Source organism: Streptomyces sp. NBC_01446, from assembly GCF_026340095.1.
Classification (GTDB): Bacteria; Actinomycetota; Actinomycetes; order Streptomycetales; family Streptomycetaceae; genus Streptomyces; species Streptomyces aureus.
In genome coordinates this window covers 4451842-4471953 of the sequence record NZ_JAPEPO010000001.1, presented here as the reverse complement: position 1 = coordinate 4471953, position 20112 = coordinate 4451842, and the positions used below count along the sequence as shown (strand labels likewise).

Genomic DNA, 20112 nt, shown 5'->3' with positions numbered 1-20112 from the left:
CGGTTCGTACGCGCCATGCGGCACACTGGACGTTTGGCCCCGCGCCTCGCGGAGCGCGGTGGAAGGGATACATGTGAACGGACCGCTCATCGTCCAGAGTGACAAGACGCTGCTCCTGGAGGTCGACCACGACCAGGCCGACGCCTGCCGTCGCGCCATCGCGCCCTTCGCCGAGCTGGAGCGCGCCCCGGAGCACATCCACACCTACCGGCTGACGCCGCTGGGCCTGTGGAACGCGCGGGCCGCCGGCCACGACGCCGAGCAGGTCGTGGACGCCCTCGTCGAGTACAGCCGCTACCCCGTCCCGCACGCGCTCCTGGTCGACATCGCCGAGACCATGGACCGGTACGGGCGTCTCACGCTCTCCAAGCACCCGGCGCACGGTCTCGTCCTGACCACCACGGACCGGCCGGTCCTTGAGGAGATCCTCCGTTCCAAGCGCGTGGCCCCGCTGGTCGGCGCCCGCATCGACGCCGACACCGTCGCCGTGCACCCCTCGGAGCGCGGCCAGATCAAGCAGACGCTCCTCAAGCTGGGCTGGCCCGCCGAGGACCTCGCCGGTTACGTGGACGGCGAGGCGCACGAGATCGAGCTCGCGGAGGACGGCTGGGCGCTGCGCCCGTACCAGAAGCAGGCCGTCGAGGGCTTCTGGCACGGCGGGTCCGGCGTGGTCGTGCTCCCCTGTGGCGCCGGCAAGACGCTGGTGGGCGCCGGCGCGATGGCCGAGGCCAAGGCGACGACGCTCATCCTCGTCACCAACACCGTCTCCGCCCGGCAGTGGAAGCACGAGCTGGTCAAGCGGACGAGCCTGACCGAGGACGAGATCGGCGAGTACAGCGGGACGAAGAAGGAGATCCGGCCCGTCACCATCGCCACGTATCAGGTCCTGACCACGAAGCGGAAGGGCATCTATCCGCATCTGGAGCTCTTCGACTCCCGCGACTGGGGGCTCGTGATCTATGACGAGGTGCATCTGCTGCCCGCGCCCGTCTTCAAGTTCACCGCCGACCTCCAGGCCCGGCGGCGCCTCGGCCTCACCGCGACGCTGGTGCGTGAGGACGGGCGCGAGTCGGACGTCTTCTCGCTGATCGGGCCCAAGCGCTTCGACGCTCCGTGGAAGGAGATCGAGGCCCAGGGCTACATCGCCCCCGCCGACTGTGTCGAGGTGCGCGTCAATCTCACCGACAGCGAGCGGCTCGCCTACGCGACCGCGGAGGCCGAGGAGAAGTACCGCTTCTGCGCCACGACGGCGACCAAGCGGAAGGTGACGGAAGCCCTCGTGCGTAAGCACCAGGGCGAGCAGACCCTCGTCATCGGGCAGTACATCGACCAGCTCGACGAGCTCGGCGAGCATCTGGACGCCCCGGTCATCAAGGGCGAGACCAGCAACGCCCAGCGGGAGAAGCTCTTCGACGCGTTCCGCAACGGCGAGATCTCCGTCCTCGTCGTGTCCAAGGTCGCCAACTTCTCCATCGACCTGCCCGAGGCCACGGTCGCGATCCAGGTGTCCGGCACGTTCGGGTCCCGGCAGGAGGAGGCCCAGCGCCTCGGCCGCGTCCTGCGCCCGAAGGCCGACGGGCACGAGGCCCGTTTCTACTCCGTCGTCGCCCGCGACACCATCGACCAGGACTTCGCGGCCCACCGTCAGCGCTTCCTCGCCGAGCAGGGCTACGCGTACCGCATCATCGACGCCGACGAGCTCCTCGCGGGCGGGCAGGGCAGCTGAACGGTCAAGGGTGAGGGCCCGTCCACCGTGGGTGGACGGGCCCTGCTTGCCTGCTCCTACGCCTGCGGCCTGAAGTTCCTCAGCCGCAGGCTGTTGCCCACGACGAACACCGATGAGAACGCCATCGCCGCTCCCGCGATCACCGGGTTCAGCAGGCCCGCCGCGGCCAGCGGCAGCGCGCCGACGTTGTAGGCGAACGCCCAGAACAGGTTGGTGCGGATCGTCCCCAGCGTCCGCCGGGACAGGCGGATCGCGTCGGCCGCCGCCCTCAGGTCGCCGCGGACCAGCGTCAGGTCGCCGGCCTCGATCGCCGCGTCCGTGCCCGTGCCCATCGTGAGCCCCAGGTCGGCCTGTGCCAGGGCCGCCGCGTCGTTGACGCCGTCGCCGACCATGGCCACGGAACGCCCTTCGCCCTGAAGCCGCTTGACGACGTCGACCTTGTCCTGCGGCATGACCTCCGCGATCACCTCGTCGATGCCCACCTCGGCGGCCACCGAGCGTGCCACGGCTTCGTTGTCGCCGGTCAGGAGGATGGGCGTCAGGCCCAGGCCCCGCAGTCGCCGTACCGCCTCCGCGCTGGTCTCCTTCACCGCGTCCGCGACTTCGAGGACGGCCCTGGCCTCCCCGTCCCAGGCCACCGCGACGGCCGTACGCCCCGCCGCCTCGGCCTCCGCCTTGGCCCGCTCCAGCTCCACCGGCAGCCGGATCTCCCACTCGCCCAACAGCCTGACGCGGCCGACGAGTACGGCGTGGCCGTCCACGACGCCCTGCACGCCGAGCCCGGGAAGGTTGGCGAAGTCCTCGACGACGCCGAGCTCGCCCACCTTCTCGCGGGCCCCGTCGGCGATCGCCTGCGCGATCGGGTGCTCCGAGGAGTGCTCCAGCGCCCCCGCGACACGCAGGACTTCGCCCGTGTCCGTGCCATCCGCCACATGCGTGGCGAGCAGCGTCATCCGGCCGGTCGTGACCGTTCCGGTCTTGTCCAGGACGATCGTGTCGACCGCGCGCGTGGTCTCCAGGACCTCCGGGCCCTTGATGAGGATGCCGAGCTGCGCGCCGCGCCCCGTGCCGACCATCAGCGCCGTCGGTGTGGCGAGGCCCAGGGCGCAGGGGCAGGCGATGATGAGGACGGCAACGGCCGCGGTGAAGGCGGCGGTGATCCCGGCGCCGTTGCCGAGCCAGAACCCGAGCGTGGCCAGCGCGAGCCCGATGACGACCGGCACGAACACGGCGGAGATCCTGTCGGCGAGGCGCTGCGCCGCCGCCTTGCCGTTCTGCGCGTCCTCCACGAGGCGCGCCATACGGGCGAGTTGGGTGTCGGCGCCGACGCGGGTGGCCTCGACGACGAGGCGTCCGCCGACGTTCAGCGTCGCGCCGGTGACGGCGTCCCCGACGGCGACCTCCACGGGCACGGACTCACCGGTCAGCATCGAGGCGTCCACGGCGGACGCGCCCTCCACCACGGCCCCGTCGGTGGCGATCTTCTCGCCGGGCCGTACGAGGAACCGGTCGCCGACCTTCAACTCGCTGACGGGGGCGGTCTCTTCCCGTCCGCCCTCGCGCACCAGCGTGACGTTCTTGGCGCCGAGTTCGAGCAGGGCCTTGAGTGCCGCGCCGGCCTTCCGCTTGGACCTGGCCTCGAAGTAGCGCCCGGCGAGGATGAAGGCGGTGACTCCGGCGGCGGCCTCCAGGTAGATGTTCCCGGCGCCGTCGCTGCGGGCGATGGTCAGCTCGAAGGCGTGCGTCATGCCGGGCGCGCCGGCGGTTCCGAAGAAGAGCGCCCACACCGACCAGAGGAACGCGGCCGACGTGCCGACGGAGATGAGGGTGTCCATGGTCGCGGCGCCGTGCCGCGCGTTGGTGAAGGCGGCCTTGTGGAAGGGCCAGGCCGCGTAGGTCACGACGGGCGCCGTCAGCGTGAGGGACAGCCACTGCCAGTACTCGAACTGGAGGGCGGGGATCATCGCCATCGCCACGACGGGCACGGCGAGTGCGACGGCGGTGACCAGTCGCTGCCGGAGCGGCGCGAGCGGGTCGGCCGACGCGTCCGACTCCGCTTCCTCCGCCTTTTCCTCGACGGTCCGGGGCGGCTCCTGGGCTGTGTACCCGGTGGCCTCGACCGTGGCGATCAGGTCGGCCACCGCCACCCCGTCGGCGAAGGTGACCTTCGCCTTCTCCGTCGCGTAGTTGACGGTCGCCTCCACGCCGTCCATCCGGTTCAGCTTCTTCTCGATCCGGGCGGCGCACGAGGCACAGGTCATGCCGCCGATGGCGAGTTCCACCTCTGCCGCCTGGGCGGCGGAGGGCGCGGTGGCGGCTGGATGCGCCGACATGAGGCCTCCTCGGTTGCGGTCTGCTCCGGTACCCGGGGTGGGTATCGCTCACGAGATCCAATCTATACCCATGGGGGGTATCCGACGCAAGCGTTCCCACCACTTGACTTCATACCCCCTGGGGGTATGGTCGGGCTATCAGCCACCGGACACCGACACCGTCCGCACACCAGGAGCCGTCATGAAGACCGGACTGAAGATCACCGCTTTCGCGGCCGCCGTCGCCGCGACCTTCGGCACCGCGTACGGGGTGGGCAAGGGCGTGGACCCCGTCACCGCGGGCGAACAGAAGACGGCAGGGCACGCGGGGGGAGGACGTGCGGAGGAAGCGCAGGAGGCGCAGGACGGGCACGCCGGCCACGGCACATCGGACGCCAGGGCCGCGGCCGTCCCGGGCGGGCTGCAGATCTCCGAGCGCGGCTACACGCTCGACCTGCGGACCCGACACATCGCGGCCGCCGGAGAGCGCACCGAGCTGAGTTTCGCGATCACCAAGGACGACACAGGCCGCAAGGTCACCGCGTACCGGACGGAGCACGGCAAGCAGCTGCACCTGATCGTGGCCTCGCGGGACCTCACGGTCTACCGCCATCTGCACCCGGCCCGCGCGGCCGACGGCACCTGGAAGACACCGGTCGAGCTGCCGAAGGCCGGCGGCTACCGCGTCTTCGCCGACTTCACCCCGCAGGCGGAGAAGGAGGGTCTCACCCTCGGGGCGGACCTGGCGGTCGCCGGAAAGTACGCACCCCGGGACCTTCCGGCGGCCTCCCGGACCGCCGGCGCCGGCGACGGCTACGAGGTGCGGCTGAGCGGCGGCCTCGGCGCGGGATCGGCGAGCGAGCTGACCCTGAGCGTCGCCAGGAACGGGAAGCCGGTCACCGACCTCCAGCCCTACCTCGGCTCGTACGGGCACCTGGTCGCCCTGCGCTCCGGCGACCTCGCGTACCTCCACGTGCACCCGAACAAGGGCGAGCCGGGGCCGGAGGTGTCGTTCACGGCGACGGCGCCCAGCACCGGGACGTACCGCCTCTTCCTGGACTTCAAGCACAACGGCACCGTGCGGACGGCGGAATTCACGGTGCACGCCGGGAAGAGCGCGGGTGATCACCCAAAGGAGCACGGCCACTGATCACCTGTCGGCGCGGGCCGTCTGCGCGTAGGCTGACCTATTGGACTAGACCTCTAGCCCTGTTGTGACGACAGGCCGGGGGCCCGGCCGCCACCGCATCCGCCTTCGTAACCGACAAAGGGGTCCCATGAGCAAGCGTGCAGTCCTGGAGGTGATCGCGCTCGGCGCCGAGGACGCCGTCGCGGCCCAGGCAGGAGGGGCCGACCGGCTTGAGCTGGTCACCGACATGGCGGCGGACGGGCTCACCCCGTCGCACGAGACGTTCGGCCGGATCCGCGCGGCCGTCGGCATCTCGCTGCGGGTCATGATCCGGCTCGCGGACGGTTTCGCGGCGGGCGACCTCGACGCGCTGGCCGAGACCGCGCGCGGGCTGCGCGCGGAAGGGGCCGACGAGTTCGTGCTCGGCTTCCTCGACCCGGCGGGCGGCCCCGACCTCGCGGCGGTCGAACGGATCACGGCGGAGCTGGACGGCTGCCGCTGGACCTTCCACCGCGCGATCGACCGGGCCGCCGACCGCGACGCCCTGCGCAAGCAGCTCGCGCACGCGCCGGGCCTCGACACGTATCTGACGGCCGGTTCGCCGGACGGCGTGGACGCCGGGCTCGACGTCCTGGCGGCGGAGGCGGCCCGCTCGGGCGAACCGGGTTACGAGCAGCGGATCCTGGTCGGCGGCGGCCTGCGCCTCGACCACCTGCCGCGCCTGAAGGCGGCCGGCATCGACGCCTTCCACATCGGCGGCGCGGCCCGCCCCCAGGGCTGGACGGCCCCGGTGTCGACGGACGCGGTCCGCACATGGCGGGAAGCGGTCGACGCGGGGCTGTAGGGCCCCCGGCCCCCTACAGCGCTCCCCCGAGCTGCTCCGGCAGCTCCGCGGCGTGGACCACCACCAACCCGGAGACGGCTCGGGTCAGCGCCACGTACAGGCGACGCAGTCCGGTCCGCTCGTCGGGTTCGCCGTCGACCACGGCGGCGGGCTCGTCGAGGACCACGTAGTCGTATTCGAGGCCCTTCGCGAGTGAGGCCGGCACGAGGGTGAGGCGGGTCTGCGCGCTGGTCTCCTCGCCGGGGCCCAGGTAGGTGAGCCCGCCGTCGGCGAGGGCCGCGGCCAGGGCCGGGATGCGGGCGTCGGCTGCGATGAGGCCCACGGACCCCTCCCGCTCCAGCGCCTCTTCGCAGGCGACGACCACGTCGTCGGCCCCGTTCGCCGCCTCCCGGACCTCGAAGGCGCCGGGGTTCTCACGGACGGACGAGACGGGCGCGAGGCCGGGCGCGATGTGGGGCAGCAGCCGGGACGCGTAGGCGATGACGTCGCGCGGCACGCGGAATCCCACGGTCAGCTCCTCGACCACGGCCTCCTCCTTGCCCAGATGCCGCAGCGCCTCGGCCCAGCTGCGCGTGGCCCAGGGCGTCGTGCCCTGCGCGAGGTCGCCGAGGACCGTGGCGGACCCGGTGGTGCAGCGCCGCCCGACGGCCCGGTACTGCATGGGCGAGAGGTCCTGTGCCTCGTCGAGCACCACATGCCCGAGGGAGTGCGTACGGGCGACGAGATCGGTGACCTCGTCGATCAGCACCGCGTCGGCGGAGGACCACTTGGCGGCCCGCACGCTGCGCGCCGGCCGCTCCCACAGCACGCACTTCTGCTCGTCCTCGCTGAACACACCCTCCGCGTGCTCGGCGAGGAACTCGGCGTCGGACAGCAGCCGCAGCACGAGCTTCGCGGGATCGACGGCTGGCCACAGGACCTTCACGGCGGCCTTGACGGCCGTGTTCCTGGCCACGGAGTCCTGCACACGGTCGTCGGGGGCTTCGCCCGACCGCTCCATCTGTACGAGAACGGCGTGGGCGATGCGCTGCGGAAGGGCGTCGCGGGCGGCGCCGTACCGCATGTCCCGGCCCATCAACTCCCGTACGATCTCCTCGAGTTCACACGCGGGCACGCGCCAGCGCCGGGACCCGCGCACCACCACGACGGGCTCCACGGGCAGCGTGATGTGCGAGCGCACGGCCCGCCGCAGCACCTCGGCCATCCGCGCGTCACCCTTGATCACCGCGGCGTCCGCGCCGTCGGCGCCCCGCACCTCCACATGGGCGACGAGGTCGTCGACGGTGGCCTGCTTGACCTCCAACTCGCCGAGGGCAGGCAGCACTTGCTCGATGTAGTGGAGGAAGGACCGGTTCGGCCCGATGACGAGGGTCCCGGTACGGGCCAGCCGCTCGCGGTGGGCGTAGAGCAGGTAGGCGACACGGTGGAGGCCGACGGCGGTCTTCCCGGTCCCGGGCCCTCCCTGGACACACACGGACCCCGAGAGCCCGCTGCGCACGATCTCGTCCTGCTCGGGCTGGATGGTGGCGACGATGTCGCGCATGGGTCCGACGCGGGGGCGCTCGATCTCGGCCTGGAGCAGCGCGCTCACGACCTCGGCCTCGGCGGGGTCGGACAGCCGCTCGTCCTCGTACGCGGTGAGATCCCCGCCCGTGTAACCGAACCGCCGCCGCAGCCCGACGTCCATCGGGTCCTTCTTCGAGGCGCGGTAGAAGGGCTGCGAGACGGGGGCGCGCCAGTCGATGACCATCGGATCGCCCACCGCGTCATGAACATGCCGCCGCCCGATGTAGAACCGCTCCCCCTCGGCCCCCTCGGCCTGGTCCGCACCAGGGGCGTGCAGGTAGTCGAGCCGCCCGAAGAACAAGGGGGTGTGCGACAGATCGGCCAGGGCCTTGATCCGGTCGTCGATCTGGCGCTGCAGAACGGCAGCGTTCACCCAGTTCGCGGTGACGTCGGCGATGTCGAGGGATTCCACGTCCTCGCGCATGGCGCGCAGGGCGGCACGGGACGACGTTAGGTGGGCGCGCTCGCGGGAGAGCGGGTCGTCGAGGGACACGGGCTATGCCTCCGGGCTCCGGGGGTTCGGTTACACACGGCAGCCGGCCGGTTTCCGTCCGGGCGGCGGCGCTCCACGGAGGGAGGCGGGCAAGGCGGACCACCTTACTCCCGCCCCGGCACACGACCAACACATTTATTTCCCCTGGGAGCCATGGAGAGCCGGGCCCTAGGGGGCGGAGTCACCCCCAGGACGCACCCGGCCGCCGCAACCTACACCTCCGGACCGATGTGCACGGAATGCCCGTATTCCACCATGGTGGCATGACAGCCATGACCTTCACCCACGGTGCCACCGCAGCCACGGAGACCCACCACCCCCACCGCCTCGGAAACGTCCTGCGCGCGGCCAAGGTCATCGTGACCACGGCGCTCGGCGTGATCCTTCTGGGCGAGTACGACGAGGAGGCCGGCGTCCAGAAGCGAACATCCGCGTACGAGCCACCCCCGGACTAGAGCGAGCGGGCCCCGCCGACAGGGCCCGCCGACAGGGCCCGCCGACAGGGTCTAGGGTCGCCGCATGCGGGACGACCTGAGGAAAGCCTGGGCGGACACACTCGCCACGGCGCAGCCCACGACAGCCACCCCGACGACCCCGGAGGCCTACGCGGACAACCTCCTGGCCCGCTGGGCGGAGCCACAGCGCCGCTACCACACGACGGCGCACCTCAAGGCGGTCCTGGACCACATCGACGTACTGGAGGACCACGCCGACGACCCGGCGCTGGTCCGCCTCGCGGCCTGGTTCCACGACGCGGTGTATCTCCCCGAGCGCTCGACGAACGAGGAGCGCTCGGCGCGCCTCGCGGAACGGGCCCTGGCGGAAGCGGGCCTGACGGAGCGGCAGATCGACGAGGTGAGCCGCCTGGTCATGCTCACGGTGACGCACGACCCGGACGAGGACGACCACAACGGCGCGGTCCTGTGCGACGCGGACCTGGCGATCCTGGCGGCGTCCCCGGGCGCGTACGCGGCCTACGCGGCGGCGGTCCGGGAGGAGTACGGCTTCGTACCGGACGAGCCGTTCCGCGAGGGCCGCGCCGCGGTCCTGCGCCAACTCCTCGCCCTGCCCCGCCTGTTCCGCACCCCGTACGGCGCGGCGCACTGGGAGGAGCGGGCCCGCGAGAACCTCACGGCCGAGCTGGCCCTGCTGACTCCGCAAACCGGTTGATCGGCGCGCGCCGCTGTCGCATCCTCGGCCCATGACACTCCTCACCATCACGGCCGCGCGCGTACGCCTGCACGAGCTGTCCCTGGAGTCGGCCAGGGACCTGAACGCGGACAGCGGGTCGGGCGGCTTCGCCTGGCTGGACGGCGACGCACCGGACGGCACCCGGACCGGCTCGGGGATCACGGTGAAGGCGCACGCGGCGGGCACGTACCGCGAGGGCTGGGGAACGTACGCGATCGTGCGGGCCGAGGACGGACGCGCGCTGGGCGGGATCGGCTTCCACAGCGCGCCGGACGAGGAGGGCCGCGTGGAGATCGGTTACGACGTGACGGAGGGAGCGCGCGGCCAGGGCTACGCGACGGAGGCGGTGACCGCGATAGTCGCGTGGGCGCTGGCGCAGCCGGGCGTCACAGCGGTGACGGCGAACACGGACCTGGACAACGGGCTGTCGCAACGGGTACTCGAGCGCGCCGGTTTCGTGCGGATTTCGACGACGACGGACCTCTGCGCCTACGAACTGTTGGGAATTTGAGCAACGCTGCGTCGCGTTGTGTCACGTCATGCCTGACTCCGCTCGAAAAGCCCCCGAGGACACCGCCGAAGACACCCCCGCGGGCGGCCCCGCCGGTATGCCGTCGGCCGTCTACATCCTGGGCCTCGCGGTGTTCGCCCTGGGCACGTCCGAGTTCATGCTGTCCGGCATCCTGCCCGCGATCGCCGACGACATGGACGTCACGATCCCGCAGGCGGGCCTGCTGATATCGGCGTTCGCGATCGGCATGGTGGTGGGCGCGCCGCTGCTCGCCGTGGCGACGCTGCGCCTGCCGCGCCGCACCACGCTCATCGCGCTGATCTCGGTGTTCGGCCTGGGCCAGGTCGCGGGCGCGCTGGCGCCGACGTACGCGGTCCTGTTCGCGTCGCGGATCGTGAGCGCGCTCGCCTGCGCCGGGTTCTGGGCCGTGGGCGCGGCGGTGGCCATCGCGATGGTGCCGGTGACACAGCGGGCGCGGGCCATGGCGGTGATGATCGGCGGCCTGTCGATCGCCAACGTGCTGGGCGTCCCGGCGGGCGCGTTCCTCGGTGACGGTCTGGGCTGGCGGGCGGCGTTCTGGGCGGTGGGCGTGGCATCGGCGATCGCGCTCGTGGGGGTGGTGGCGCTGATCCCGCGGATCCCGCTCCCGGCGCAGAGGCCGCGGCCGCGGCGCGAGCTGGCGATCTACCGGGACAGCCAGGTCTGGCTGTCGATCACGGTGACGGCACTGGCCGCGGGCGGCGTGTTCTGCGCGTTCAGCTATCTGTCGCCGCTGCTCACGGATGTGGCGGGCCTGGACGAGGGCTGGGTCCCGACGGTCCTCGCGCTCTTCGGTGTCGGCGCGCTGGTCGGCACGACGGTCGGGGGCCGGGTCGCCGACGCGCATCTCTTCGGAGTGCTGCTGAGCGGGATCGCGGCGTCCACGGTGTTCCTGGTGGCACTGGCGCTGCTCGGCGGGTTCGCGGTGGCGGCGGTGGTGCTGTCGTTCCTGCTGGGCTTCTCGGCGTTCTACACGGCACCGGCCCTGAACGCCCGCATGTTCAACGTGGCGGGCGCGGCCCCCACGCTCGCCGGGGCGACGACGACGGCGGCGTTCAACCTGGGCAACACGGGCGGGCCGTGGCTCGGCGGCACGGTGATCGACGCGGGGCTCGGCTACCCGGCGACGGCGTGGGCGGGCGCGGCGATGACGGCGACGGCGATCGGCGCGACGGCGGTGTCGCTGCGCCTGCACCGCGGATCGGCCACGAAGCTCGTGGCGTCGTCCGGCCCCATGGACCTCAACTCCCCGCCGCGGGACGCCCCTTCGGCCTCCGTAGCCCCGCCTCGGTGAGCCTGCGCACCAGCTCCTTCGAGCCGACCTTCACCGCCCCGGCCCGCACCGCGTCCTCGTAGCGGTGCGACGGCAGGTCGTAGTGGTCGCGCTCGAAGGCACGGGGCGGGACGCCGAGCCGCTCGGCGAAGAGATGCAGCTCGTCGAAGGAGACGTCGCTGACCACGTGGGACCACATGCGCCCGTGGCCGGGCCAGGTCGGCGGATCGATGTAGACGGTCATCGCGCGACGGTACCGAGGGACCCCACGGGCGCCACGACCACGCCCGCCTCGCTGCACACCCAGTGCGGGTCGGGGCCCAACTCCGGTTCCACATCGAGGGCGTGGGGTTCGCCGGAGCCGCACACCGGGCACAGGGGCCAGCGGCCGGAGCGTTCGAGGAGTCCGTCCTGGACGTCCTGCGCGACGAGCCCGGCGACGTAGTCGACCCCCTCCGGCCACTGCTCGACCCACCAGCGACGGTGCACTATGGAGTCCTCGACCAGGGAGACGACGTCGGCGTGGGCGACCTCGCCGGAGCCGAGGTCGGCGAGTACGAGGGCGCGGGCCGCGTGCAGTGCCTGTTCGAGGGGGCTGATGTGGTCCATGCAGCCCATTGTGCTCCCTCGGCGTACGGGCCCCTCAGAACGTCCGATGGACCCGGAGTGACGTGCCGTACGGCACAGTCGAAGGACTCTTGACGTCTTACCCCCCTGAAAATATCTTTCAAATGTGACCAGCAACGTGAAGGAAATTTTCGCAGGCGACGCTCCGCCCGCCCCGGCCGCCCTCGCGGCCAAGGTGCGGACCCTCGCGCCGTCGATGACCCGCTCCATGCAGCGGGTCGCCGAAGCCGTCGCCGGAGACCCGGCCGGCTGCGCGGCCCTCACGGTCACCGGCCTGGCGGAGCTCACCGGCACCAGCGAGGCGACGGTGGTCCGTACCGCCCGCCTCCTCGGCTACCCCGGATACCGGGACCTGCGTCTCGCCCTCGCCGGGCTCGCCGCCCAGCAGCAGTCGGGCCGCGCCCCCGCCGTCACCGCGGACATAGCCGTCGACGACCCCATCGCCGACGTCGTCGCGAAGCTCGCGTACGACGAGCAGCAGACCCTCGCCGACACCGCGGCCGGCCTCGACACCGTGCAGCTCGGCGCGGCCGTGAACGCGCTGGCGGGCGCCCGCCGCATCGACATCTACGGCATCGGCGCGTCCAGCCTCGTCGGCCAGGACCTCGCCCAGAAGCTCCTGCGCATCGGACTGATCGCCCACGCCCACGGCGACCCGCACCTGGCGATCACCAACGCCGTGCAGCTGCGCGCCAAGGACGTCGCCATCGCCATCACGCACTCCGGATCGACCGGTGACGTGATCGAACCGCTGCGCGTCGCCTTCGAGCACGGGGCCGCCACAATCGCGATCACGGGCCGCCCCGACGGCCCGGTCTCGCAGTACGCGGACCACATATTGACCACGTCCACGGCGCGCGAGAGCGAGCTGCGGCCGGCCGCGATGTCGTCCCGCACGAGCCAGCTGCTCGTCGTGGACTGCCTGTTCGTGGGCGTCGCGCAGCGTACGTACGAGACGGCGGCCCCCGCCCTGTCGGCGTCGTACGAGGCGCTCGCGCACCGTCACACGCCGCGCGGCTCCCGCTAGGCGACGCGCGCCCGCCTTCTCCCTCCGACCTCATCGCCGCACCGGAAAGAGCCGCACACGTCATGACCTCCACGACCGACGCCGCCGACAACTACAGCGAACTGCGCGCCCAGCTCGCCACGCTCACCACGGAGGCGTTCCGCCCGGAGCTCTCCGAGATCGACCAGCTGTCGACGCTGGAGATCGCGCAGATCATGAACGGGGAGGACGCGAGCGTCCCCACCGCCGTCGCCGAGCAGCTCCCGCAGATCGCCGCCGCGATCGACGGCACGGCCGAGCGGATGGCCCGCGGCGGCCGCCTCGTCTACGCGGGCGCGGGCACGGCCGGCCGGCTCGGCGTCCTGGACGCGTCCGAGTGCCCGCCCACGTTCAACACCGACCCGAGCGAGGTCGTCGGTCTGATCGCGGGCGGCCCGAGCGCCATGATCAAGGCGGTCGAGGGCGCCGAGGACTCCAAGGAGCTCGCGGCCCAGGACCTGGACGCACTGGGTCTGACGGCGGACGACGTCGTGGTCGGCATCTCGGCCTCGGGCCGCACCCCGTACGCGATCGGCGCCGTCGAGCACGCGCGCGACCGGGGCGCCCTCACGATCGGCCTGTCCTGCAACGCGGACAGCGCGCTCGCGGCGGCCGCGGACCACGGCATCGAGGTCGTCGTCGGCCCCGAGCTCCTCACCGGTTCCACCCGGCTGAAGGCGGGCACGGCCCAGAAGCTCGTCCTCAACATGCTGTCGACGATCACCATGATCCGGCTCGGCAAGACGTACGGGAACCTGATGGTGGACGTACGCGCCTCGAACGAGAAGCTGCGCGCCCGCTCCCGCCGGATCGTCGCCCTGGCCACCGGCGCGGACGACGCCGACATCGAGGCCGCACTCGCCGCGACGGACGGGGAGGTGAAGAACGCCATCCTCGTGATCCTCGCCTCGGTCGACGGCCCGACGGCCGCCCGCCTCCTGACCGACAGCAAGGGCCATCTGCGCGCCGCGCTCCAGTCCTCGGCCACGACCGCGTAGTCCAGCAGTCCCGCAGTCCCGCAGTCCCGCAGTCCCGCAGTCCCGCAGTCCCGCAGTCCCGCAGTCCCGCAGTCCCGCAGTCCCGTATTGCTCCACCCCCCCACGCACCACGCACAGCAAGGCACCACGACCCATGGCTGACTCAAAGAACCGCGCCACGGCCGCCGCGATCCTTCCTCTCGTCGGCGGCGCATCGAACATCACGTCCGTAGCCCACTGCATGACCCGGCTCCGTCTCGGTCTGGCCGACCGCGCGCTCGTCGACGAGGACGCGCTGAAGGCGCTCCCCGACGTCATGGGCGTGGTCGACGACGAGACGTACCAGATCGTCCTCGGACCGGGAAAGGTCGCCCGGGTCACCCCGGAGTTCGAGACCCTGGTCGAGGAGGGGAAGGCCGCCGCACCCGCCGCCCCTGCCGCCGCCCCCGAGCCGCACGCGGTCACCGCGGACGAACTCGCCGCCCAGGGCGCCGAGTTGAGGGCGGCCCGCAAGGCGAAGAACGCGACGCCGTTCAAGCTGTTCCTGCGCCGGATCGCGAACATCTTCGTGCCGCTGATCCCGGCACTGATCGGCTGCGGCATCATCGCCGGCATCAACGGCCTGCTGATCAACCTGCACTGGCTGCCGGGCGTCACCCCCGCCCTGGCCGCCATCGCCTCCGGCTTCATGGCGCTGATCGCCGTGTTCGTCGGCCACAACACGGCGAAGGAGTTCGGCGGTACGCCGATCCTGGGCGGCGCGGTCGCGGCGATCATCGTGTACGCGGGCGTCGCGAACATCGAGGCGTTCGGCCAGAAGCTGTCGCCCGGCCAGGGCGGCGTGCTGGGCGCGCTGGGCGCCGCGGTCCTCGCGACGTACATCGAGAAGTGGTGCAGGAAGTGGGTCCCGGAGGCGGTGGACGTGCTGGTCACGCCCACCCTCACGGTCCTGGTCTCCGGCCTGGTCACGATCTTCGGCCTGATGTTCGTGGCGGGTGAGATCTCCACGGGCATCGGCACCGCGGCGAACTGGCTCCTCGACAACACGGGCGCCTTCGCGGGCCTGGTCCTCGGCGGCCTGTTCCTCCCCCTGGTCATGCTGGGCCTGCACCAGGCCCTCATCCCCATCCACACCACGCTCATCGAGCAGCAGGGCTACACCGTCCTGCTTCCCGTCCTGGCGATGGCGGGCGCGGGCCAGGTCGGCTGTGCGATCGCGGTGTTCAAGCGCCTCAAGCACAACAAGTCGATCCGTACGACGATCAAGTCCGCGCTCCCCGCAGGCTTCCTCGGCGTCGGCGAACCCCTGATCTACGGCGTCTCGCTCCCGCTCGGCCGCCCCTTCATCACGGCGTGCGTGGGCGGCGCGGCGGGCGGCGCGTTCGTCGGCTTCTTCTCGATGATCGGCGACAAGGTCGGTTCCACGGCGATCGGCCCCTCGGGCTGGGCCCTGTTCCCCCTCCTCGACGGCAACAAGGGCCTCGGCACGACGGTCGCGATCTACGGCGCGGGCCTGCTGGTCGGCTACATCGTGGGCTTCGTGGCGACGTACTTCTTCGGCTTCAGCAAGCAGATGCTGGTGGATCTGAACGTGGACACCCGGGAAGCAGCCGCGGGCGGCTCGCCCGAGCCTCTCGCCCCGGGCGAGCCGGCACCGTCCAAGGTGACGGCCTCGGCCTGACCCCGGCATCCACCACTGAGGGCCACCCGGTCACGTACCGGCGTGGCCCTCGTCGATTCCCACCGCACGACTAGGCCGCCTTGACGGCGCCCGGCGCTCCACATGCGCCCGCGCGAGCCGTCCCGCATTCTGAAGTCATGGCTGAGAGCACGTTCTCGAAGATTTCCTGGACCGAGTTCCGTCCCGACCAGAGGCGGCTGACCACCGGTGCCGCGCTGACCGGCGCCGGGATGCTGGTCTCCGCGGCCGGTGTCGGCCTGCTCGTCTTCGAACTGGTCCGCGCGGGCCGGTCCTGGACCGGCAGCTGGGAGGTGTCACCCGGCGAGCTCGCCTCCCGGACGCTCCATCAGGCGCAGACCGCGGCGCAGGCCGGGCGCGACGCGTGGCGCACCTACGAGGAGCAGGCGGTCTGACAACACGCCGTCGGCCCCCGGGACCAAGTGGTCCCGGGGGCCGACAGAGATGTACTTACCGATCCATCAGGATCAGAAGTCCATGTCACCGCCCGGCATGCCGCCCGGAGCGCCGCCCGCGGCGGCCTTCTCCGGCTTGTCGGCGATGACGGCCTCGGTGGTGAGGAACAGCGCGGCGATGGACGCGGCGTTCTGCAGCGCGGAACGCGTGACCTTCGCCGGGTCGAGGATGCCCTCGGCGATCATGTCGACGTACTCGCCGGTCGCGGCGTTCAGGCCGTGGCCGATGGGAAGGTTGCGGACCTTCTCCACGACGACGCCACCCTCGAGACCACCGTTGACGGCGATCTGCTTGAGCGGGGCCTCCAGCGCGAGCTTCACGGCGTTGGCGCCGGTCGCCTCGTCACCGTCGAGCTCGAGCTTCTCGAAGACCGCGGAGGCCTGGAGCAGGGCCACGCCACCACCGGCGACGATGCCCTCCTCGACGGCCGCCTTCGCGTTGCGAACGGCGTCCTCGATGCGGTGCTTGCGCTCCTTGAGCTCGACCTCGGTCGCGGCACCGGCCTTGATGACCGCAACACCGCCGGCGAGCTTCGCCAGGCGCTCCTGCAGCTTCTCGCGGTCGTAGTCGCTGTCCGAGTTCTCGATCTCGGCACGGATCTGGTTGACGCGGCCCTGGACCTGGTCGCTGTCACCGGCGCCGTCGACGATCGTCGTCTCGTCCTTGGTGATGACGACCTTGCGGGCGCGGCCGAGCAGGTCGAGACCGGCGTTCTCCAGCTTGAGGCCGACCTCCTCGGAGATGACGGTGCCACCGGTGAGGATGGCGATGTCGCCGAGCATGGCCTTGCGGCGGTCACCGAAGCCCGGGGCCTTGACGGCGACGGACTTGAAGGTGCCACGGATCTTGTTGACGACCAGGGTCGACAGGGCCTCGCCCTCGACGTCCTCGGCGATGATCAGCAGCGGCTTGCCGGACTGCATGACCTTCTCGAGCAGCGGAAGGAGGTCCTTCACGTTGCCGATCTTCGAGTTGACGATCAGGATGTACGGGTCGTCGAGCGACGACTCCATACGCTCCATGTCGGTGGCGAAGTACGCCGAGATGTAGCCCTTGTCGAAGCGCATGCCCTCGGTGAGCTCAAGCTCGAGACCGAAGGTCTGCGACTCCTCGACGGTGATGACGCCTTCCTTGCCGACCTTGTCCATCGCCTCGGCGATGAGCTCGCCGATCTGGGTGTCGGCGGCGGAGATGGAGGCCGTGGAAGCGATCTGCTCCTTGGTCTCGACATCCTTGGCCTGCTCGAGCAGGGCGGCGGAGACGGCCTCGACGGCCTTCTCGATGCCGCGCTTGAGGGCCATCGGGTTGGCGCCGGCCGCGACGTTGCGCAGGCCTTCCTTGACGAGCGCCTGGGCGAGGACGGTCGCGGTCGTCGTGCCGTCACCGGCGACGTCGTCCGTCTTCTTCGCGACCTCCTTGACCAGCTCGGCGCCGATCTTCTCGTACGGGTCCTCGAGCTCGATCTCCTTGGCGATGGACACACCATCGTTGGTGATCGTGGGGGCGCCCCACTTCTTCTCGAGGACGACGTTGCGACCCTTGGGGCCCAGGGTCACCTTGACGGCGTCGGCGAGCTGGTTCATGCCGCGCTCGAGGCCGCGCCGTGCCTCCTCGTCGAACGCGATGATCTTGGCCATGTGAAGTGGTCCTCCCGGACGGGGTGGAAACGCAAACGGACCGTGCTGGTGCCCGCGACGGACGGCCTGCGTGCCGTGTGGTTCCTTGCCCCACCCGGCCTGCGAGCCTCACCGACCCGATCCAAGTTCTGTCACTCTCACCTTCAGAGTGCTAACGCAATGATTAGCACTCGACCTAGGAGAGTGCAAGCGCCTCCGGCAGACGCGCGGTCCCCGCGAGCGGTGTGCCCGGGCCGCGCGCACACGCACGAGAGGCCCGCACCCCTCGCGGGGTACGGGCCTCTCGGCGTGAGTGTGTCGGTGGCCGATCGCGCCGAGATCAGACGGCGAGCTTGACCATGTCCGCCTGCGGACCCTTCTGGCCCTGCGAGATCTCGAATTCGACTCGCTGACCCTCTTCAAGGGTGCGGTATCCGTCCATCTGGATGGCGCTGTAGTGGACGAATACATCCGCACCACCGTCGACCGCGATGAAGCCGTACCCCTTCTCCGCGTTGAACCACTTGACGGTGCCCTGAGCCATGACTAACTCCCCTATTACTGGCCCTTGCACAGGCCCGCACTTCGCGGACCCGGGTCAGACCTCACGCCCCATTGGTTGGAGGTGTGCGCCGGAACGCGTCGACCGCGGCTGAATGTATCTGCCCAACTGCCGTCTGCAACAGGGCAATCGGGCGAGAATTCTGGGCACGGCAGAGCGGTAATAAGCGGCGGAGTCATTGGAATCCGGGGCAACTCGGGCCCGACAAATGCCGCGAACACCCGATAAGGGCTGGGCACTTTGGCTGCTTCTTGTCGGACGGCGGCCGACTTCGTATATGCGCTCGGCACAGGCGCGAAGCTCGCTTCCCAACTCTACCGCGCTCAACCATGCAGAATTGCCCCCTCCGTTTCTCTCGCGGAGGGGGCAATTCAGGTGACTCTGTGTGGCCTTGCAAGGCCGGGCGATCAGTCGCCGGCAATGGGCCCGACGGTCAGCCTCCGGCGACGGCCGGGATGATCGAGACGCCCGCGCCTGCCGGCGTCGCCGTCTCCAGGCCCTGCTCGAAGCGCACGTCGTCGTCGTTGACGTACACGTTCACGAAGCGGCGCAGCTTGCCCTGGTCGTCCAGGACGCGGGCCGCGATGCCCGTGTGGTTCTTCTCCAGGTCGGCGATGACCTCGGAGAGGGTCGCGCCCTCGGCGGCGACCTCGGCCCTGCCGCCGGTGTAGGTGCGCAGGATGGTGGGGATGCGGACGTTGACGCTCATGGGGACTGCAGCCTTTCCGTGCGGGTGTCGCGGGAGTGCGCGGGTCTTCAGTGGGCGAGGCCCGCGTCGCGGAACGCGTCCAGGCTCGGGCGGATGGTGGCGGTCGCCTGGGACGTCTCAGCGACCGCGTCGAGGGTCTTGAGGCCGTCGCCGGTGTTGAGGACGACGGTGGTGAGCGTCGGGTCGATCAGGCCGGCCTCGATCAGCTTCTTCGTCACGCCGACCGTCACACCGCCCGCGGTCTCCGCGAAGATGCCCTCGGTCTGCGCCAGGAGCTTGATCGCCTCGACGACCTGCTCGTCGTTGACGTCCTCCACGGCACCGCCGGTGCGGCGGGCGATGTCGAGGACGTACGGGCCGTCGGCCGGGTTGCCGATGGCCAGGGACTTGGCGATCGTGTTCGGCTTCTGCGGCCGCACGACGTCGTGGCCACCCTTGTAGGCGACGGACACCGGCGAGCAGCCCTCGGCCTGGGCGCCGAAGAGCTTGTACGGCTTGTCCTCGACGAGGCCGAGCTTGATCAGCTCCTGGAGGCCCTTGTCGATCTTCGTGAACTGGGAGCCGGACGCGATCGGGATGACCAGCTGGTCCGGGAGCCGCCAGCCGAGCTGCTCGCAGATCTCGAACGCAAGCGTCTTGGAGCCCTCGCCGTAGTACGGGCGCAGGTTGACGTTGACGAAGCCCCAACCCTCGCCGAGCGGGTCGCCGATGAGCTCGGAGCAGAAGCGGTTGACGTCGTCGTAGTTGCCCTCGATGCCGACGAGTTCGCCGCCGTAGACCGCGGCCATGACGACCTTGCCCTGCTCCAGGTCGTGCGGGATGAACACGCAGGAGCGGAAGCCGGCGCGGGCCGCGGCGGCGCCGACGGCGCCGGCGAGGTTGCCGGTGGAGGAGCAGGACAGCGTGGTGAAGCCGAAGGCGCGGGCGGCCTCGATGGCCTGGGCGACGACGCGGTCCTTGAAGGAGTGCGTGGGGTTGCCGGAGTCGTCCTTGACGAACAGCTTGCCCTGCTCGACGCCGAGTTCACGGGCGAGGTTGTCGGCCTTGACGAGCTTGGTCCAGCCAGGGTTCAGGTTCGGCTTCTCGGCGACGTCGGCCGGGACGGGCAGGAGAGGGGCGTAGCGCCAGATGTTGGCGGGTCCGGCCTCGATCTCCTTGCGCAGCGACTCGGGGTCGCCGACCGGCAGGTCGTAGGAGACTTCGAGCGGCCCGAAACACTCGGCACAGGCGAAGATCGGTCCGAGCGGGAAGCTGGTGCCGCACTCGCGGCAGGAAAGCGCCGAGGCGGGTCCGAGATCGACGGAAGTGGTGGTGGCGACAGTCTGCGCAGCCATGAT

General features: G+C 71.0%; 19 protein-coding genes. 11 read left to right on the top strand and 8 right to left on the bottom strand.

Going from position 1 to position 20112, the window contains the following annotated elements; translation table 11 throughout:
* Positions 1 to 73: 73 nt before the first annotated feature.
* Complete coding sequence (locus OG456_RS20165) at positions 74 to 1726, top strand: DNA repair helicase XPB (protein WP_266562936.1); 1653 nt, start codon at positions 74 to 76, stop codon at positions 1724 to 1726.
* A gap of 56 nt (positions 1727 to 1782) precedes the next feature.
* Here the strand turns inward: OG456_RS20165 and OG456_RS20160 are convergent, their stop codons facing one another.
* Positions 1783 to 4059, bottom strand: coding sequence for a cation-translocating P-type ATPase (locus tag OG456_RS20160; RefSeq protein ID WP_266562934.1), 2277 nt, complete (start codon positions 4057 to 4059; stop codon positions 1783 to 1785).
* A gap of 181 nt (positions 4060 to 4240) precedes the next feature.
* Here OG456_RS20160 and OG456_RS20155 point away from each other — a divergent pair, with 181 nt between their 5' ends.
* Both OG456_RS20155 and OG456_RS20150 read left to right on the top strand, forming a co-directional pair.
* On the top strand, positions 4241 to 5188 hold the full coding sequence (locus OG456_RS20155) for a hypothetical protein (RefSeq protein WP_266562932.1): 948 nt from the start codon (positions 4241 to 4243) through the stop codon (positions 5186 to 5188).
* A 127-nt stretch (positions 5189 to 5315) separates the two neighbouring features.
* Positions 5316 to 6011: a copper homeostasis protein CutC gene (locus tag OG456_RS20150; protein ID WP_266562930.1), complete on the top strand. Its 696-nt coding sequence runs from the start codon at positions 5316 to 5318 to the stop codon at positions 6009 to 6011.
* A 13-nt stretch (positions 6012 to 6024) separates the two neighbouring features.
* On the opposite strand, the gene OG456_RS20145 is transcribed toward OG456_RS20150, so the two are convergent.
* The gene (locus OG456_RS20145; protein ID WP_266562928.1) at positions 6025 to 8070 is read right to left on the bottom strand and encodes an ATP-binding domain-containing protein; all 2046 of its coding nucleotides are present in this window, start codon (positions 8068 to 8070) and stop codon (positions 6025 to 6027) included.
* A 263-nt stretch (positions 8071 to 8333) separates the two neighbouring features.
* Between OG456_RS20145 and OG456_RS20140 the strand changes: the two genes are divergently transcribed.
* The 4 genes from OG456_RS20140 (at position 8334) to OG456_RS20125 (ending at position 11105) form a co-directional block, all read left to right on the top strand.
* Complete coding sequence (locus tag OG456_RS20140; protein WP_266562926.1) at positions 8334 to 8525, top strand: hypothetical protein; 192 nt, start codon at positions 8334 to 8336, stop codon at positions 8523 to 8525.
* Positions 8526 to 8589: 64 nt separating this feature from the next.
* Complete coding sequence (locus OG456_RS20135; protein WP_266562924.1) at positions 8590 to 9240, top strand: hypothetical protein; 651 nt, start codon at positions 8590 to 8592, stop codon at positions 9238 to 9240.
* A gap of 31 nt (positions 9241 to 9271) precedes the next feature.
* Positions 9272 to 9772 (top strand): GNAT family N-acetyltransferase, encoded by a 501-nt coding sequence (locus OG456_RS20130; RefSeq protein ID WP_266562922.1) that lies wholly within the window; start codon positions 9272 to 9274, stop codon positions 9770 to 9772.
* 97 nt (positions 9773 to 9869) lie between these two features.
* Positions 9870 to 11105, top strand: coding sequence for a Cmx/CmrA family chloramphenicol efflux MFS transporter (locus OG456_RS20125; protein ID WP_266569348.1), 1236 nt, complete (start codon positions 9870 to 9872; stop codon positions 11103 to 11105).
* Here OG456_RS20125 and OG456_RS20120 read toward each other — a convergent pair.
* Positions 11053 to 11328 carry a DUF4031 domain-containing protein gene (locus tag OG456_RS20120; RefSeq protein ID WP_266562920.1) on the bottom strand — a complete coding sequence of 92 codons (276 nt, stop codon included), beginning with the start codon at positions 11326 to 11328 and terminating at the stop codon, positions 11053 to 11055. The genes OG456_RS20125 and OG456_RS20120 overlap by 53 nt on opposite strands.
* Positions 11325 to 11693, bottom strand: a complete 369-nt coding sequence (locus OG456_RS20115; RefSeq protein WP_227295502.1) for a hypothetical protein — start codon at positions 11691 to 11693, stop codon at positions 11325 to 11327. Before OG456_RS20115 ends, OG456_RS20120 begins: the two co-directional genes overlap by 4 nt.
* Positions 11694 to 11817: 124 nt before the next feature.
* Here OG456_RS20115 and OG456_RS20110 point away from each other — a divergent pair, with 124 nt between their 5' ends.
* The 4 genes from OG456_RS20110 (at position 11818) to OG456_RS20095 (ending at position 15827) form a co-directional block, all read left to right on the top strand.
* On the top strand, positions 11818 to 12738 hold the full coding sequence (locus OG456_RS20110) for a MurR/RpiR family transcriptional regulator (RefSeq protein WP_116512367.1): 921 nt from the start codon (positions 11818 to 11820) through the stop codon (positions 12736 to 12738).
* Positions 12739 to 12800: 62 nt separating this feature from the next.
* A complete protein-coding gene (murQ, locus tag OG456_RS20105; protein WP_266562915.1) occupies positions 12801 to 13754 on the top strand; it encodes an N-acetylmuramic acid 6-phosphate etherase in 954 nt (317 codons plus the stop codon).
* 133 nt (positions 13755 to 13887) lie between these two features.
* A complete protein-coding gene (locus OG456_RS20100; protein ID WP_266562913.1) occupies positions 13888 to 15414 on the top strand; it encodes a PTS transporter subunit EIIC in 1527 nt (508 codons plus the stop codon).
* Positions 15415 to 15551: 137 nt separating this feature from the next.
* The gene (locus tag OG456_RS20095; RefSeq protein WP_266562911.1) at positions 15552 to 15827 is read left to right on the top strand and encodes a hypothetical protein; all 276 of its coding nucleotides are present in this window, start codon (positions 15552 to 15554) and stop codon (positions 15825 to 15827) included.
* A 72-nt stretch (positions 15828 to 15899) separates the two neighbouring features.
* Here OG456_RS20095 and groL read toward each other — a convergent pair whose 3' ends face one another.
* The 4 genes from groL to thrC form a co-directional block, all read right to left on the bottom strand.
* Positions 15900 to 17525 carry a chaperonin GroEL gene (groL, locus tag OG456_RS20090; protein ID WP_100595711.1) on the bottom strand — a complete coding sequence of 542 codons (1626 nt, stop codon included), beginning with the start codon at positions 17523 to 17525 and terminating at the stop codon, positions 15900 to 15902.
* Between the two features lie 319 nt (positions 17526 to 17844).
* Positions 17845 to 18048 (bottom strand): cold-shock protein, encoded by a 204-nt coding sequence (locus OG456_RS20085; RefSeq protein ID WP_005315736.1) that lies wholly within the window; start codon positions 18046 to 18048, stop codon positions 17845 to 17847.
* A 451-nt stretch (positions 18049 to 18499) separates the two neighbouring features.
* The gene (locus OG456_RS20080; protein WP_266562904.1) at positions 18500 to 18775 is read right to left on the bottom strand and encodes a MoaD/ThiS family protein; all 276 of its coding nucleotides are present in this window, start codon (positions 18773 to 18775) and stop codon (positions 18500 to 18502) included.
* A gap of 47 nt (positions 18776 to 18822) precedes the next feature.
* The gene (gene thrC, locus OG456_RS20075) at positions 18823 to 20109 is read right to left on the bottom strand and encodes a threonine synthase (RefSeq protein WP_266562902.1); all 1287 of its coding nucleotides are present in this window, start codon (positions 20107 to 20109) and stop codon (positions 18823 to 18825) included.
* Between the last annotated feature and the right edge of the window lie 3 nt (positions 20110 to 20112).

Excerpts from the sequence above, each read along its gene's own strand:
- OG456_RS20080 (WP_266562904.1), bottom strand. The coding sequence starts at position 18,775 with ATGAGCGTCAACGTCCGCATCCCCACCATCCTGCGCACCTACACCGGC.
- OG456_RS20125 (WP_266569348.1), top strand. The coding sequence starts at position 9,870 with ATGCCGTCGGCCGTCTACATCCTGGGCCTCGCGGTGTTCGCCCTGGGC.
- OG456_RS20115 (WP_227295502.1), bottom strand. The coding sequence starts at position 11,693 with ATGGACCACATCAGCCCCCTCGAACAGGCACTGCACGCGGCCCGCGCC.
- OG456_RS20085 (WP_005315736.1), bottom strand. The coding sequence starts at position 18,048 with ATGGCTCAGGGCACCGTCAAGTGGTTCAACGCGGAGAAGGGGTACGGC.
- OG456_RS20130 (WP_266562922.1), top strand. The coding sequence starts at position 9,272 with ATGACACTCCTCACCATCACGGCCGCGCGCGTACGCCTGCACGAGCTG.
- OG456_RS20135 (WP_266562924.1), top strand. The coding sequence starts at position 8,590 with ATGCGGGACGACCTGAGGAAAGCCTGGGCGGACACACTCGCCACGGCG.
- murQ (WP_266562915.1), top strand. The coding sequence starts at position 12,801 with ATGACCTCCACGACCGACGCCGCCGACAACTACAGCGAACTGCGCGCC.
- OG456_RS20120 (WP_266562920.1), bottom strand. The coding sequence starts at position 11,328 with ATGACCGTCTACATCGATCCGCCGACCTGGCCCGGCCACGGGCGCATG.
- OG456_RS20140 (WP_266562926.1), top strand. The coding sequence starts at position 8,334 with ATGACAGCCATGACCTTCACCCACGGTGCCACCGCAGCCACGGAGACC.
- thrC (WP_266562902.1), bottom strand. The coding sequence starts at position 20,109 with ATGGCTGCGCAGACTGTCGCCACCACCACTTCCGTCGATCTCGGACCC.
- OG456_RS20155 (WP_266562932.1), top strand. The coding sequence starts at position 4,241 with ATGAAGACCGGACTGAAGATCACCGCTTTCGCGGCCGCCGTCGCCGCG.
- OG456_RS20150 (WP_266562930.1), top strand. The coding sequence starts at position 5,316 with ATGAGCAAGCGTGCAGTCCTGGAGGTGATCGCGCTCGGCGCCGAGGAC.
- OG456_RS20095 (WP_266562911.1), top strand. The coding sequence starts at position 15,552 with ATGGCTGAGAGCACGTTCTCGAAGATTTCCTGGACCGAGTTCCGTCCC.
- groL (WP_100595711.1), bottom strand. The coding sequence starts at position 17,525 with ATGGCCAAGATCATCGCGTTCGACGAGGAGGCACGGCGCGGCCTCGAG.
- OG456_RS20160 (WP_266562934.1), bottom strand. The coding sequence starts at position 4,059 with ATGTCGGCGCATCCAGCCGCCACCGCGCCCTCCGCCGCCCAGGCGGCA.
- OG456_RS20100 (WP_266562913.1), top strand. The coding sequence starts at position 13,888 with ATGGCTGACTCAAAGAACCGCGCCACGGCCGCCGCGATCCTTCCTCTC.